Genomic DNA, 13,310 nt, shown 5'->3' on the forward strand with positions numbered 1-13,310 from the left:
CCGCGATCCGGTTAATATGGGATATCATGGGCATATATGGGCGTCAATGGGATTGCCTCCCATTCGATGAGATCAGACATGCCCTGTTAATAACCCGTCAAGATTAATGAAGGGTTAGAGCAGCCGTGACCGTGGAACGCTCGAAGACGGCGTTCGCGCTCTGAAAAATCTTCGTAAATGATTGAAAATGCGAGGAAATTACCAGCCGGCCTGTAAGCCGGGTTCTGTATGGCTTGCGCCCGAAGGCGCAAACGTGGCAGCCATTCCTCTGGGACGCGCCTTGCGGCGCGCCTCTAGCAACCTACCCGGATGACTGGCCCGGAACAGGCCGGCCGAAGCCGCGTCATCCCTATTCGGTCTTGCTCCCGGTGGGGTTTGCCGTGCCGTCTTTGTTACCATCGACGCGGTGGGCTCTTACCCCACCCTTTCACCCTTACCCGGTCGCCCCGCCCTTGCGGGCTGCGAGCAGATCAGGCGGTTTGCTTTCTGTGGCACTTTCCCTGGGGTCGCCCCCGCCGGACGTTATCCGGCACCGTTGTTCCGTGGAGCCCGGACTTTCCTCGACCCGCGGCCTTTCGGCCTGATGCGGAGCGCGGCTGCCCGGCCGGCTGGCGAAGGCTAGATAGGCGTTTTTCCCCGCCATGACCAGCCCCGCCCGGCGCCGGACATCACTTCATGAACTTTTTGACCTTGCCGCAATAGGCCTTGGAAATCGGGTTCATGCGCTTCGCGCCGTGGCCCGCATTGTACTTCAGGATCGTACCGCAGGTCGTTCCGCCGCCCAGCTTGTGCGCGCCGGCGAGATACTTCATGCCGTATTTGATGTTGGTCTCGGGATCGTAGAGCCCCTTGGTCGACCCCTTGTAGCCCATCATCCGCGCCGTCGCCGGCTTGATCTGCATCAGACCGATTTCGCCCGCCGCGCCGCGCACGTCCGAGCGGTAGTTGCTTTCCACTGACACGACAGCATGGGCCAGTGGCTCAGGCACACCATAGGATTTCGCATAGGACGAGATCAGCGATCCGAAAGGACGCGCTGCATAGCCCGCCACGGTCGTTTTGGTTTCCAGTTTGCTGGAGCTTTTGGTTTCTTTTGCGAAGGCGGTCTGGCTTCCGATCATGGCAAAGCCGAGCACGGCCGCAACAGCGGCTGCTGTCAGTCGATTCATCTTGGTGTATTCTCCGTTGGCGCCATGATGGAAGGAAGCTTCCGTCATACCCCTGGCGCGTTTTTCTTTCGGAACCAACGTGCCGCTCAATGCGTTGACGTGGCCCTCTGTGGTACGGGCGCCCTGATAAGGGGTGGCACGGGGTGAAAATGTGACGATTTCCGCATCAGAATGTGGCAGCCGATGAACTTGTGTAAACGGCTGTTACACACTGCTAGGCCTGCGGGTGACCGTTAAAGGCCTGCGCGCCTATGAAAACCGCGGCAGGGCGGCCAGCAGCCGATGCAGAGTTGTGATCGTCGATGCGTCGGCAATGCCATCGACGCGCGCCGGACGAAAATGCCGCTGGAAAGCGATCACCGCCTCGCGTGTGGCCGTGCCGAAGGTGGCATCGGCATCGACCTTGTACCCGTATAATCTCAGCATCGTCTGCAGGGCATCGACCGGCATGCCGCTATCACCCTCCTGCAGGAAGCGCCCGCCGCCCAAGGGTTCCGGCTCGACCCACAGCCCCACCCCCTCGTCGGCAAGATACTTCCAGTCGAACCATTCGCCGGGGTCGCTCTTGCGGCCTGGCGCCACGTCGGAATGCGCCAGCACCCGCGCAGCGGCAATCTCGTGCCGCGCGATGATGTCCCGGCACAACCGCGCCACGGCCCGCATCTGCATGATCGGAAAGGGCGGGCAGCCGCCCTCATGCCCGGGATTGACGATCTCGATGCCGATCGAGGCGGAATTGATATCGGTCTCGCCGTTCCAGAAGCTCTGGCCAGCATGCCAGGCCCGTTCGCTCTCCGGCACCAGCTGCGTGACAATGCCGCCCTCATCGACGAAATAATGCGAGGAGACCTCGCTCTCTCGCGCGCACAGCCAGTCAAGCGCCGCCTTGCCACTCGCCATTCCCGTGTAGTGAAGAAGGATCATATCGGGCGGATGCGTGCGCTCCGCGGTGCCATCGCGCCGCGCGTTGCGGTTTGGCGAGACACGTACCAGGGCCGCCGCAAAGTCCGGATCGAAAGTTTCAGCTCGGAACCACTTCATGCCGGCTCTTGCTGCTTTTCGATGGCCCGGTAAGCCGCATTCAGCGCAGCCATGCGATCATTGGCGATCGCCAGGAATTCCTCGGGCACGCCGCGCGCCTGCAATGCATCGGGATGACTTTCGGCAGCCAGCTTGCGATATTTCTTGCGGATCTCGGCAAATGGCAGATCAGGCGACACGCCCAACACGGCAAAGGGATCGATGCCGTCCGGATGCACATGCCGCGCCAGAATGCGGTCGAAATTGCGCTCGTCGAAACCGAAAATGTCGGCAACAAGCGCAATGAAATCCAGTTCCTTCTGGTGAACGACACCATCGGCCTTGGCAATGTGGAACAGCCCGTCGAGAATATCCTCCAGCATCGCGCAGTTCGCCGTTCCGGACCCGCACAGCCGCGCAATGCGCTCGGCATAGACATCGAAACCGGCAACATCCTGCTTGGCCAGATTGTAGAGCCGCGCCACATTCGCCGCTTCCTCGTCCGGAATGGCGAAAATTTCCTGAAACGCCGTCACTTCTTCCTGCGAAACGATGCCGTCGGCTTTCGCCATTTTCGCCGAAAGCGCGATCATCGCCACGGAGAACGCCACCTTGCGACGCATTTCGGGATCGCCGGCAAACACCGTGCGCACCGATTCCATCACATTGGCGAAGGCCTGCGACGCAGTCCCGCCGATGGCGTCTATGAGGCGTTTAAACAGCGACATGCCGGTGGTTTATTGCATCGCCGAAGGAAAATCGAGAGGCAGATTTTCACGAAATGATCAACAAAAGGAATGGATGGGCCAAACCGAATTGACTGGACCATGCCGGGCAAAGCCGCTTAAGCCGCGGCATGACATATTACGCTTCCACCCGCCCTGCGGCGCATCCGGTCACCGGCTATCTCCTCGGCCTTGCCGGCGTTGCCATTTTTGGCGGCACGCTGCCTGCCACCCGCCTGGCGCTGGAGGGCTTCAGCCCCGGCTTCATCACCTTCGGCCGCGCCCTCATCGCCGCTTGTGTTGCTGCCGCCGCACTGGCGCTGCTCAAACGTCGCCCGCCGCGCCGGCACCTGCCGCAACTGCTTCTCGCAGGCCTCATGCTCGCCTATGGGTTTCCCGGCTTTTCCAGCATCGCCATGCAGACCGTGCCGTCCGCGCATGGCGGCGTCGTCCTTGGTGTCTTGCCGCTCATGACCGCCGCCTTCGCTGCCCTGATCGCCGGTGAACGGCCGGGGCCGGCCTTCTGGGCCTGGGGTGTGGCGGGCGCGGTGCTGGTGGTCGCATTCTCCCTGTCAGGCGGCGATATCGAGGCAGCGCGCGGCGATCTCTGGCTTGTCATGGCCGCGATCTCAGCGGCCTGCGGCTATGTGATCTCCGGCAAGCTGGCACGGACCATGCCCGGCTGGGAAGTCATCGCCTGGATGCTTGTCTTTGTCGCTCCGATTTCCCTCATCGGAACAGTTGTCACCTGGGACAGCGGCTTTGACGCGCCCGGCAGCATGGCGCTTTCAGCGCTCGCCTATCTCTCTCTCGGCTCGATGTTTCTCGGTTTCGTCTTCTGGAACCGCGGACTGGCACTTGGCGGCATCGCCCGCATCGGCCAGGTTCAGCTTCTGCAATCCTTCTTCACGCTTGCCTTTGCCGCACTGATCCTCGGCGAAACCGTCGCTCCGGTCATGATCGCTTTCGCCGTGGCTGTGGCCGGCGTCGTCTTCATGGGCCGCAAATCGCGCATCGATTAAGGCTGGCGCGAAAGTTGCGCCTGCCGCCAAGGCGCATGTTGACGCTGCCCGGCCGGCATGGTTGACAGGCCGGAGCAATCCCGGAGAGGGCAGAGATGAGCGACGACAGGTGGGACTTCTGGATCGACCGGGGCGGGACCTTCACCGATATCATCGGGCGCGCGCCGGACCAGACCCTGCACCAGCGCAAGCTGCTGTCCGAAAACCCGGACGTCTACCGCGACGCTGCCATAAAGGGCATTCGTGACCTGCTTGGCGTGAAGCCGGACGACGCCATTCCGTCCGGCCGCATCGGCCATGTGAAGATGGGGACGACGGTGGCCACCAATGCGCTGCTCGAGCGCAAGGGGGATCGCACGCTGCTGGTCACCACCCGTGGTTTCCGCGATGCGCTGAAGATTGCCTATCAGGCCCGCCCCGACATCTTCGCCAAGCAAATCGTTCTGCCCGAACAGCTCTATGACCAGGTGGTCGAGGTCGATGAGCGCCTTGCCGCCGACGGCAGCGTGCGCCGCCCGATCGATGCGGCTTCCCTTTCGCAACCGCTGCGCGCTGCACGCGCGGCCGGCATCAACGCCGTGGCGATCGTGCTGATGCACTCCTGGCGCAATCCCGAGCATGAGATCGAAGTCGAGACAGCCTGCCGAGAGGCCGGCTTCACCCAGATCTCCGTCAGCCACCAGGTTTCGCCTCTGATCAAGCTGGTCGGCCGCGGAGACACCACCGTGGTCGATGCCTATCTTTCGCCAATCCTCAAACGCTATGTTGATCGCATTGCCGAAGAACTGGGCGCCACCCCGGCCGGCCAGCCGGGCCCGACCCTGCAATTCATGATGTCGTCGGGGGGCCTGACCGCAGCCGACAAGTTCCGCGGCAAGGATGCCATCCTCTCCGGGCCAGCCGGCGGCGTCGTCGGCATGGTCGAAACAGCGCGCTTGGCCGGCTATTCGAAAGTGATCGGTTTCGACATGGGCGGCACCTCCACCGACGTGACCCATTTCGATGGCGATCACGAGCGGGTCTTCGACACCGAGGTCGCCGGCGTCCGGATCCGCGCCCCGATGATGCGCATCCACACGGTCGCCGCCGGCGGCGGTTCGATCCTCTCTGCCGAGGAAGGCCGTTTTCGCGCCGGGCCGGGATCGGCGGGTGCTGACCCCGGACCCGCCTGCTACCGCCGCAACGGGCCTCTGACGGTAACCGATGCCAATGTCATGCTCGGCAAGCTGCAGCCCGATTTTTTCCCCGCGATTTTCGGCCCCGGACAGGATCAGCCGCTTGATCGCGAGGTGGTCGCCGCGCGGTTCGAGGACCTCGCGGCCCGGCAGCCGGGCAAGTCCGCAGAAGAGATCGCCGAGGGCTTCATCACCATCGCCGTCGAGAACATGGCCAATGCCATCAAGAAGATCTCGGTCCAGCGCGGCTACGACGTCACCCGCTATCTGCTCAACTGCTTCGGCGGTGCGGGCGGTCAACATGCCTGCCTGGTCGCCGACGCGCTCGGCATGCAGGCGATCCTGATCCATCCCTTTTCCGGCCTCCTGTCGGCCTACGGCATCGGCCTGGCGCGTGTGTTCGCCAGCCGCCAGCAGGCGCTGATCGCCCCGCTGGCGCCCGACAGCCGCGATGCGGTCAACACCCTTGTCGACACCCTGACCGCCGGCCCGGGCGGTGTTATCGAGGAAATGGCGGATCAGGGCATAACCGAAGAGAAACTGCGCTGCCGCACCGTCCTGCAATTGCGTTACGAGGGCACCGACACCACCCTGCCCGTGGTCAGCGAGGATCTCGATCTGGGTGCGGCAAAAAGCGACTTCGAAACGGCCCACAAGGCGCAATTCGGCTTCATCTATGATGACAAGGGCATCGTCATCGAGGCCGTCTCCGTCGAAGTCACCGACGCGACCGGTGGCAATCATCACGAACCGCACCAGCCCCTTGAAGAGGGCGAGGCCGAGAGCGCCCAGAGCCGCCGGATCTATTCCGGAGGAGCCTGGCATGATGCGCCGGTGTTCGAGCGGACGGCGCTGCGGCCCGGCAGCCGGGTTCGCGGGCCGGCGCTGATCATCGAGGCCAACCAGACCATCGTTCTCGAACCCGGCTGGAGCGCCGAGATCAGCGCCCATGACCATGTTCTCCTGAAACGCCATGAGAAAAAGCGCCGCGAGCTGGCAATCGGAACCACAAAGGCCGATCCGATCCTTCTTGAAGTGTTCAACAACCTGTTCATGGCCATTGCCGAGCAAATGGGCGTGACACTTCAGAACACCGCCTATTCGGTGAACATCAAGGAACGTCTCGACTTCTCCTGCGCCGTCTTCGACCGCACCGGCGCCCTGGTCGCCAACGCGCCGCACATGCCGGTGCATCTCGGTTCGATGGACCGTTCGGTGGAGACGGTGATTCGCCTCAATGGCGATGAGGTGCGCCCCGGCGATGTTTTCGCTTTGAATGCACCATATAACGGCGGCACCCATCTGCCCGACATCACCGTCGTCACACCGGTCTTCGATGATGCCGGCGAGACGATCCTCTTCTGGACCGCGTCGCGGGGTCACCATGCCGATGTCGGCGGCACCGCGCCCGGTTCGATGACACCGCTCGCCACCAGCGTCGACGAGGAAGGCGTGTTGATCGACAATTTCAAGCTCGTCGATCGCGGGCGCTTCCGCGAGACGGCGCTGCGGCAATTGCTCACCGAGCACCCCTATCCGGTGCGCAATGTCAGCCAGAACATTGCCGACCTGAAGGCGCAGATCGCCGCCAACGAGAAGGGCGTCGCCAGTCTGCGCAAGATGGTGGCGGATTTCTCGCTTGAGGTCGTGGAAGCCTATATGAGCCACGTTCAGGACAATGCGGCCGAGAGCGTCGCACGCGTGATCGCGACCCTGACGGACTGCAGCTACGACTATCCCACCGACACCGGCCAGGTGATCCGCGTCCAGATCAGCGTTGATCGGGAAAAGCGCCGCGCCACCGTCGATTTCACCGGCACGTCAGAGGCCTGCGACAATAATTTCAACGCGCCCGAACCGGTCGCCCGCGCCGCCGTCCTCTATGCCTTCCGCGTCATGGTCGAAAAGCCGATACCGATGAATGCCGGCTGCCTGCGGCCGATCGACATCATCATACCCGACGGCTCGATGCTCAAGCCGGCCTATCCGCGTGCCGTCGTCGCCGGCAATGTCGAGACCTCGCAACATGTCACCAACGCCCTGTTCGGTGCGCTTGGCGCGCTGGCCAACAGCCAGGGAACCATGAACAATCTGACCTTTGGCAACGACATCTATCAGTATTACGAGACCATCTGTTCCGGCTCGCCGGCAGGCTATCACAATGACGGTCGCGGCTTTGCCGGCACGGCGGGCGTGCACACCCACATGACCAATTCGCGACTGACCGACCCGGAAGTGCTCGAATTGCGCTTCCCCGTCGAACTCGAGGATTTTCACATCCGCCACGGTTCCGGCGGCACCGGGCACCACCGGGGCGGCGATGGCACGATCCGCACGCTGCGCTTTCTTGAAACGATGGACATGGCGATCCTGTCCTCGCACCGCAGCCATCCCCCGCGCGGGATCGGCGGCGGCGGCGGCGGTGAGACGGGATCGACGGTGATACGCCGGCTGGACGGCACCCGTGAAACGCTCAAGGCCTGTGATCAGACGGTCCTGCAGGCCGGCGAAGCCGTTATCCTGACAACGCCGACATCCGGGGGGGCCGGGCGCGCCAATTGAGCCTGGAGCGCCGCCCTCAATGGGCGGCCGCCAGAGCAACAGACAGCGGCAGGGAACACACATTGCCGGCGGACAGGACCGCGGGTGGCGAGTGGATGCCGGCCATGGCGGCGACCTCGGCGTTGCTCAGTCCGGGCCCGGCAATACGCCCGTCGACCAGCGCGTCCGGAAGCTGCGACACCAGCGCCAGATCGCCTTCGCTATCGACATTCTGAAAGCACAGCTGCACACCGACGGCAGCGGCCAGGTCGCTGACCGCCTTGAGCGTATCGCTTAATGAAAGTCCCTTGGCGACGGCGCGAAGATCATTCAGATCGGCCTGCCAGAGGCCGACCGGCTCGGCCGCCACCGGGTCCAGATCGCCGGCGCCGCGCGTAATCGCCTTTGCGGCAATACGCACGCCCATCGCCTGCAATGTTTCGAGCAGTCCGCGCGCCTGGCCGATCAGCCGTGCCGAAGCGTTGCCGAATTCGACCTCGAAAACGATTCGCGTCGCCGCCACCTTGCGCTGGGACAGCATCTGCGCGAACTGCGAGGCGAAACTCGGGCGGGCCACCTCCTCCACGGAGATGCGCAGCACGACGGCGATCTCAGCCGGCCAGCCGGCGGCATCGTCAAGCACCTGCCGCAAGTGCCATTGCTCGACCAGCGCCATCGTGCCGCTCTCGCGTGCCATCGCCATGAACAGCTGCGGCGCGATTTCGCCGTGCTCGGGATGCGTCCATCCAATTTGCGCCCGATAGGCGCGTGGCTGCAGCGAGCCGGCCTCGAGGATCGGCTGATAGTCGATGCGCAGCGCGCCGCTTTCGACCCCCTGGCGCAGATCCAGCTCGGTTCTGCGGCGCGACCGGTCATCGCGCTCCATTTCGTCGGTGTAGAAACAATAGGCAGCACCCGCCGCTTCCTTCGCCTCATATAGCGCCAGATCGGCGCGTCTCAGGCACGCCGACAGGCTGTCGCCCTCGACCGGGCAGAAGGTGATGCCGATGCTGCCCGCAGTCTCGATCTCGGTTCCCGCGTGATGCACGGGGCGGAAAACGCCCTGGATCAGCTCGCGCACGATACCGGCCAGGAGCGCTTGATTGCCCGGCGCTTGCATAAGGATGACAAATTCATCGCCGCCGAGCCGGTAAATGCGGCTGTCGCGGCCACACCCATCGCGCAGCCGCGTGGTCAGAGCCCGCAACACGGCGTCGCCAGCCAAATGCCCCATCGTGTCATTGATGAATTTGAAGCGGTCGAGATCCATGACCAGCACCACCGCCTGATCTGCCGTACGCTCCGCCGCGTCCGAGCGTGGCGCCGCAAAGGCAGGAAAGTCGCGGCTGAGGGCATGGCGGTTGCCAAGTCCCGTCAGGGCGTCGTGATAGGCAGTGTGATACAGATCGCGCGTGCCGGCCCGCTCGGCCTCGGCGAATCTCGCGCGGCGCTCAAGCTGCCGGCCGAAGCGCGACGCCATGACACCGCCGATCCCGCCGGTCGCCAGGGCGGTTGTAGCCGCAAGTCCGATCGCCATCGCCGGGAACGCGAGCAAACCATGCGAAAACCCGGCGGAAGCCAGCGCTCCGGCCGCGAATGCCAATGGCGCCACGGCGCCCAGTGCCGAACCGGCGAATGCATATCGCCATCCCATGTCCGGCAGATTGCGTTTCAACATCATGTCAAACTCCTGCCTTGGCGCGACAGTGCGCGGCGGCCGCTTAAGAGTTTGCTAATTCGAATGTCGGCAACTAGGGATATAGTTACTGCGTCGTCACCGACTGCCGCAGGCTTTTCAGGGCGGCGCACTGGGGGTCTGCAGCGGTCTTGGCAATGGGGAGGAAGCCCGGAAATGAAGTTGCGCGCCGCGTTACCATCCGCTGCCGTCGAAACGAAATATCCGATGCGAACCCCGCTTCGGCGTCACCTCACCCGGCAGCTGTCACGCCCGCCGCGGCGCTTCGCCCGCGCGCTGATATTGTCCACTCTCGCCTTGGTCGGCTGCACGGCCGGCGGCCCGACCGAAATGCTGTCCTCGGCGGTGCTGGCCAGCAGCGGCCGCACCACCGCGACCCCCTATGGCGATTACGACCCGGTGGATTTCGGTGCACGCCATCCGGGGCGCTACCCGGTCCACGGCATCGACGTGTCGAAATACCAGGGCAGCATCGACTGGCGCAAAGTCCGCGCCGCCGGTGCCGCCTTTGTTTTCCTGAAAGCGACGGAGGGTGGCGACCGCGTCGACGACCGTTTCGATACGTTCTGGCGCGGCGCTGCGGCGGCCGGTCTGCCGCATGCGCCCTACCACTTCTATTATTTCTGCCGATCGGCTGCCGACCAGGCCCGATGGTTCATTCGCAACGTGCCGAAAGCTGCGGTGAAGATGCCGCCGGTGCTCGACATGGAATGGAACGCCGCCTCACCGAGCTGCAAGTTGCGCCCCGACCCGCAGACCGTCCGGCGCGAAATGCGGGTCTGGCTGAAGGCGGTCGAGCGCCATTACGGTAAGCGTCCGATCATCTACACGACGGTCGATTTTCACCGCGAGAACCTTGACGGTCATTTCAGGGATCATCAGTTCTGGCTGCGCTCGGTCGCGGCGCACCCTTCCGAGATCTATCCCGGCCACCCCTGGACGTTCTGGCAATATACCGGCACCGGAAAGATGCCCGGTGTCACGGGTCACACGGACATCAACGCCTTCGCCGGAAGCCGGGCCGAGTGGAATGCCTGGCTGCGAAAGCATGCCGATTGACATCAATGCTCCCGCGGCAGAGTTCCGCTTTGCTTCCGCCGGCCACGGGCTGCGGGCGCCGACCCAAAGACGCCCTATTTGCCCGCCATCACAGATCACGACAAAACAGGAGATGTTCATGCAGCGCCGCCTATCCTCATTCTTCCGGCCCACCACCCTCGCCGCCTTCTGCGTTTTCGCCATGCCCGTAGCTATGGCCTCGGCACAGGGAGCCGCCTGCGGCGGTGATTTCGGCCAGTTTCTCGAGGGGGTGAAAGCCGAGGCGATCGCCAAGGGCGTGCCGGGCGATGTTGCTGCGTCCGCCCTGCGAGGCCTGTCGCCGGACCAGAAAGTCCTCTCGCGCGACCGCGCTCAGGGTGTATTCCGTCAGACCTTCCTGGAATTTTCCCAACGCGTCATCAGCGGCAGCCGCATGCAGATCGGCCAGCGCAAGATGCGCGATTATGCCGCCACCTTCGACCGCGCCGAGCGTGATTACGGCGTACCCGCCCCCGTCATCGCCGCATTCTGGGCCTTGGAGACCGATTTCGGCGCCGTGCAGGGCGACTTCAACACGCTGCGTGCCCTTGCCACGCTATCCCATGATTGCCGCCGCCCCGAACTTTTCCGGCCGCAGCTGATCGCTGCCCTTGAAATGGCCGCGCGCGGCGATCTCGATCCGCGCACCACGACCGGTGCCTGGGCCGGCGAAATCGGCCAGGTGCAGATGTTGCCGGAAGACATTCTCACCTACGGCATGGATGGCGACGGGGACGGCCGGGTCCGCTTGAAGACCAGCGCCGAAGACGCGATCCTGACAGCGGCCAGGTTCATCCAATCGCTTGGCTGGCGCGCCGGCGAGCCCTGGCTGAAGGAAGTCACGCTGCCATCCGGCAATTTTCCCCTGGAAAAATCCGGCCTCGATCAGAACATGACCGTCGGCGACTGGACCGCGCTTGGTGTGCGGATCCGCGATGGCGCCAGCCTGCCGGCCAGCATGCCCGCCGACCTGCTTTTGCCGCAGGGCGCCGGTGGTCCGGCATTTCTCGCCTTCCCGAATTTCGATGTCTATCTCGAATGGAACAAGAGCTTCATCTACACCACTTCCGCAGCGTATTTCGCCAGCCGCCTAGCCGGAGCCGACCGTTATGACGCCGGCAATCCCGCACCCGGTCTTGGCGATGCGGAAATGAAAGCCCTGCAGCAAAAGCTCGCCGCGATGGGCCACGATGTCGGCGACATCGACGGAATTCTCGGCGCCGGAACGCGCGACGCAGTCCGCGACGAGCAGTTGCGCCTCGGGCTGCCCGCCGATGGCTGGCCGACACGCGAATTGCTCAACCGGCTCTGACTGCAGCCCCGGCGTCGCTCAGGCGCCGGGCGCCTTCGTGTCGCGCTCCGGCGGACCGGCTTCCGGCGGTCCGGGCTCAATAGGTGCGGGCTCGGGCGCGTCGGGTTCGGGCGTCTCGGGCTCAGCCGGTCCGGGCTCAGGCGCATCAGGCGCCGCAGCCTTGCGCGCCCGTCTCTGATACAGCGCGAAGCGTCCGGCGCGATAGCGCAGCCGCCCCCACCAGAACGCTCTGTCGATCGCCTGCCGTCCGCGCTCGACCTCCCCAAGTTCGCCTTCATAGGCCAGCCGCAGAGCCTCGCGATACGGCCCGAGACCGGAGGCGGCAATACGCTCGATGCGCTCCATCAGATTGAACCAGATCGGCGATACCAGAAGCGACACCGCCGTCATGGCGATCGCCAGCCGGTATATGTCGTAGCCAAGGGCCCGCGACGATAGCCCGGCCGCCGCCAGCACGAAGGAAAATTCACCGACCTGCGCCATCGACAATCCGGCCAGAAGCGCCGTCTTCGGCTCTGAACCGGTGGCGCGCAACAGCATGATGTTCCAGATCGTTTTCACGCCGATGACCAGAAGCGAGGCAAACAGCACCAGGCCGATATTGGCGACAATGAAATCGAGATCGATCAACAGGCCGATCGACAGGAAGAAGACCACCACGAGAATGCTCTGGATCGGCTCGATCACCGGGATCACCCGCGCCCGAAGGTTGGAATTGCCGACGATGATGCCGGCCAGAAACGCGCCATAGACCGGCGAAAGTCCCGCCACACCCGACAGCGCCGCAGCGGTAAAACACAAGGCCAGGGCGCCAAGCGCCAACAGATCGACATTCTCGCCGATCGAGGCGGCATAAGGCAGTTTCAGACGGCTGTGATTGCCGAACCACCACATGATGCCGCCCAGCAGGGCCACCGCAACGATGACTTTGAACACGACTTCCGAAATGCTCACCGTCGCGCCGCCGAGGCTGGAGACGAGAATCAGCATCGGAATCACGGCCAGGTCCTGCGCGATCAGCACGCCGACCGTCACCCGCCCCGTCTCGCTGCGCAGTTCGCCCATGCCGTCGAGCATCTTCATCGCCACCACAGTGCTCGACAGGGCGATGATGAAGCCGAGGATGATCCATTCCGCGACGCTGGCCTCGAACCACAGCGCCAGCACCGCCGCCAAGGCCATCGACGCAAGCAATTGTCCGCCAGCGACAAGCGTCGCCTGGCGCACCGTCAGCATGAAGGCCTTGATCGACAGCTCCATGCCGATGAAGAACAACAGCACCACCACGCCCATCTCGGCCAGGACCGAAACATTCTCCGAGTTCTGGATGACTCCCAGTCCGGTGGGACCGAGCGCCAGCCCGGCCAGGATGAAACCGACCAGCGGGGGCTGCCGCAGACGCATGAACCCCAGTCCCATGATCGCCGCCACGGCGACGGCGATGGCGATGCCCAGCAACGGATCGCCGCTATGGGCCACCTCTTCCACAGCTTCCGCAGCATTGGCGATCTGGTTTTCCATGGCTGAGATTCGGTCCCTTCATTGTCGCCGCCCCGGCTGTCTGCCGGCGGTC

General features: G+C 64.0%; 9 protein-coding genes and 1 other RNA gene. 4 read left to right on the forward strand and 6 right to left on the reverse strand.

The genetic code is table 11. The features are described 5' to 3' along the window. Positions 1-197: 197 nt before the first annotated feature. The 4 genes from rnpB to KY465_RS01430 form a co-directional block, all read right to left on the reverse strand. An RNA gene (rnpB, locus tag KY465_RS01415) (RNase P RNA component class A) lies at positions 198-612 on the reverse strand. A 56-nt stretch (positions 613-668) separates the two neighbouring features. Next, positions 669-1,169 carry a lytic transglycosylase domain-containing protein gene (locus KY465_RS01420; RefSeq protein ID WP_219157684.1) on the reverse strand — a complete coding sequence of 167 codons (501 nt, stop codon included), beginning with the start codon at positions 1,167-1,169 and terminating at the stop codon, positions 669-671. Between the two features lie 249 nt (positions 1,170-1,418). Continuing rightward, complete coding sequence (locus KY465_RS01425; protein WP_219157686.1) at positions 1,419-2,210, reverse strand: N-acetylmuramoyl-L-alanine amidase; 792 nt, start codon at positions 2,208-2,210, stop codon at positions 1,419-1,421. Then, positions 2,207-2,917 (reverse strand): J domain-containing protein, encoded by a 711-nt coding sequence (locus KY465_RS01430; protein WP_219157688.1) that lies wholly within the window; start codon positions 2,915-2,917, stop codon positions 2,207-2,209. The genes KY465_RS01425 and KY465_RS01430 overlap by 4 nt, the downstream gene beginning before the upstream one ends. A 128-nt stretch (positions 2,918-3,045) precedes the next feature. On the opposite strand from KY465_RS01430, the gene KY465_RS01435 reads away from it, so the two are divergent. Both KY465_RS01435 and KY465_RS01440 read left to right on the forward strand, forming a co-directional pair. Beyond that, positions 3,046-3,936 (forward strand): DMT family transporter, encoded by an 891-nt coding sequence (locus KY465_RS01435; RefSeq protein WP_219157690.1) that lies wholly within the window; start codon positions 3,046-3,048, stop codon positions 3,934-3,936. A gap of 95 nt (positions 3,937-4,031) precedes the next feature. Continuing rightward, positions 4,032-7,673, forward strand: a complete 3,642-nt coding sequence (locus tag KY465_RS01440; RefSeq protein WP_219157692.1) for a hydantoinase B/oxoprolinase family protein — start codon at positions 4,032-4,034, stop codon at positions 7,671-7,673. Positions 7,674-7,689: 16 nt separating this feature from the next. Here the strand turns inward: KY465_RS01440 and KY465_RS01445 are convergent, their stop codons facing one another. Next, positions 7,690-9,333, reverse strand: a complete 1,644-nt coding sequence (locus KY465_RS01445) for a diguanylate cyclase domain-containing protein (protein WP_219157696.1) — start codon at positions 9,331-9,333, stop codon at positions 7,690-7,692. Positions 9,334-9,555: 222 nt separating this feature from the next. Between KY465_RS01445 and KY465_RS01450 the strand changes: the two genes are divergently transcribed. Continuing rightward, on the forward strand, positions 9,556-10,407 hold the full coding sequence (locus KY465_RS01450; RefSeq protein ID WP_428982935.1) for a glycoside hydrolase family 25 protein: 852 nt from the start codon (positions 9,556-9,558) through the stop codon (positions 10,405-10,407). 118 nt (positions 10,408-10,525) lie between these two features. Beyond that, positions 10,526-11,737, forward strand: coding sequence for a lytic murein transglycosylase (locus tag KY465_RS01455; RefSeq protein ID WP_428982908.1), 1,212 nt, complete (start codon positions 10,526-10,528; stop codon positions 11,735-11,737). An 18-nt stretch (positions 11,738-11,755) separates the two neighbouring features. Here KY465_RS01455 and KY465_RS01460 read toward each other — a convergent pair whose 3' ends face one another. Continuing rightward, positions 11,756-13,258 (reverse strand): cation:proton antiporter, encoded by a 1,503-nt coding sequence (locus KY465_RS01460; protein WP_219157700.1) that lies wholly within the window; start codon positions 13,256-13,258, stop codon positions 11,756-11,758. Between the last annotated feature and the right edge of the window lie 52 nt (positions 13,259-13,310).

The sequence above is a fragment of the Neohoeflea coraliihabitans genome, from assembly GCF_019334345.1.
In the GTDB taxonomy this organism is placed as follows: Bacteria; Pseudomonadota; Alphaproteobacteria; order Rhizobiales; family Rhizobiaceae; genus Pseudohoeflea; species Pseudohoeflea coraliihabitans.

What these genes read in the sequence shown, in the direction of transcription:
- KY465_RS01425 (WP_219157686.1), bottom strand. Translation starts at nt 2,210, where the DNA reads ATGAAGTGGTTCCGAGCTGAAACTTTCGATCCGGACTTTGCGGCGGCC.
- KY465_RS01450 (WP_428982935.1), top strand. Translation starts at nt 9,556, where the DNA reads ATGCGAACCCCGCTTCGGCGTCACCTCACCCGGCAGCTGTCACGCCCG.
- KY465_RS01455 (WP_428982908.1), top strand. Translation starts at nt 10,526, where the DNA reads ATGCAGCGCCGCCTATCCTCATTCTTCCGGCCCACCACCCTCGCCGCC.
- KY465_RS01440 (WP_219157692.1), top strand. Translation starts at nt 4,032, where the DNA reads ATGAGCGACGACAGGTGGGACTTCTGGATCGACCGGGGCGGGACCTTC.
- KY465_RS01435 (WP_219157690.1), top strand. Translation starts at nt 3,046, where the DNA reads ATGACATATTACGCTTCCACCCGCCCTGCGGCGCATCCGGTCACCGGC.
- KY465_RS01420 (WP_219157684.1), bottom strand. Translation starts at nt 1,169, where the DNA reads ATGAATCGACTGACAGCAGCCGCTGTTGCGGCCGTGCTCGGCTTTGCC.
- KY465_RS01445 (WP_219157696.1), bottom strand. Translation starts at nt 9,333, where the DNA reads ATGATGTTGAAACGCAATCTGCCGGACATGGGATGGCGATATGCATTC.
- KY465_RS01460 (WP_219157700.1), bottom strand. Translation starts at nt 13,258, where the DNA reads ATGGAAAACCAGATCGCCAATGCTGCGGAAGCTGTGGAAGAGGTGGCC.
- KY465_RS01430 (WP_219157688.1), bottom strand. Translation starts at nt 2,917, where the DNA reads ATGTCGCTGTTTAAACGCCTCATAGACGCCATCGGCGGGACTGCGTCG.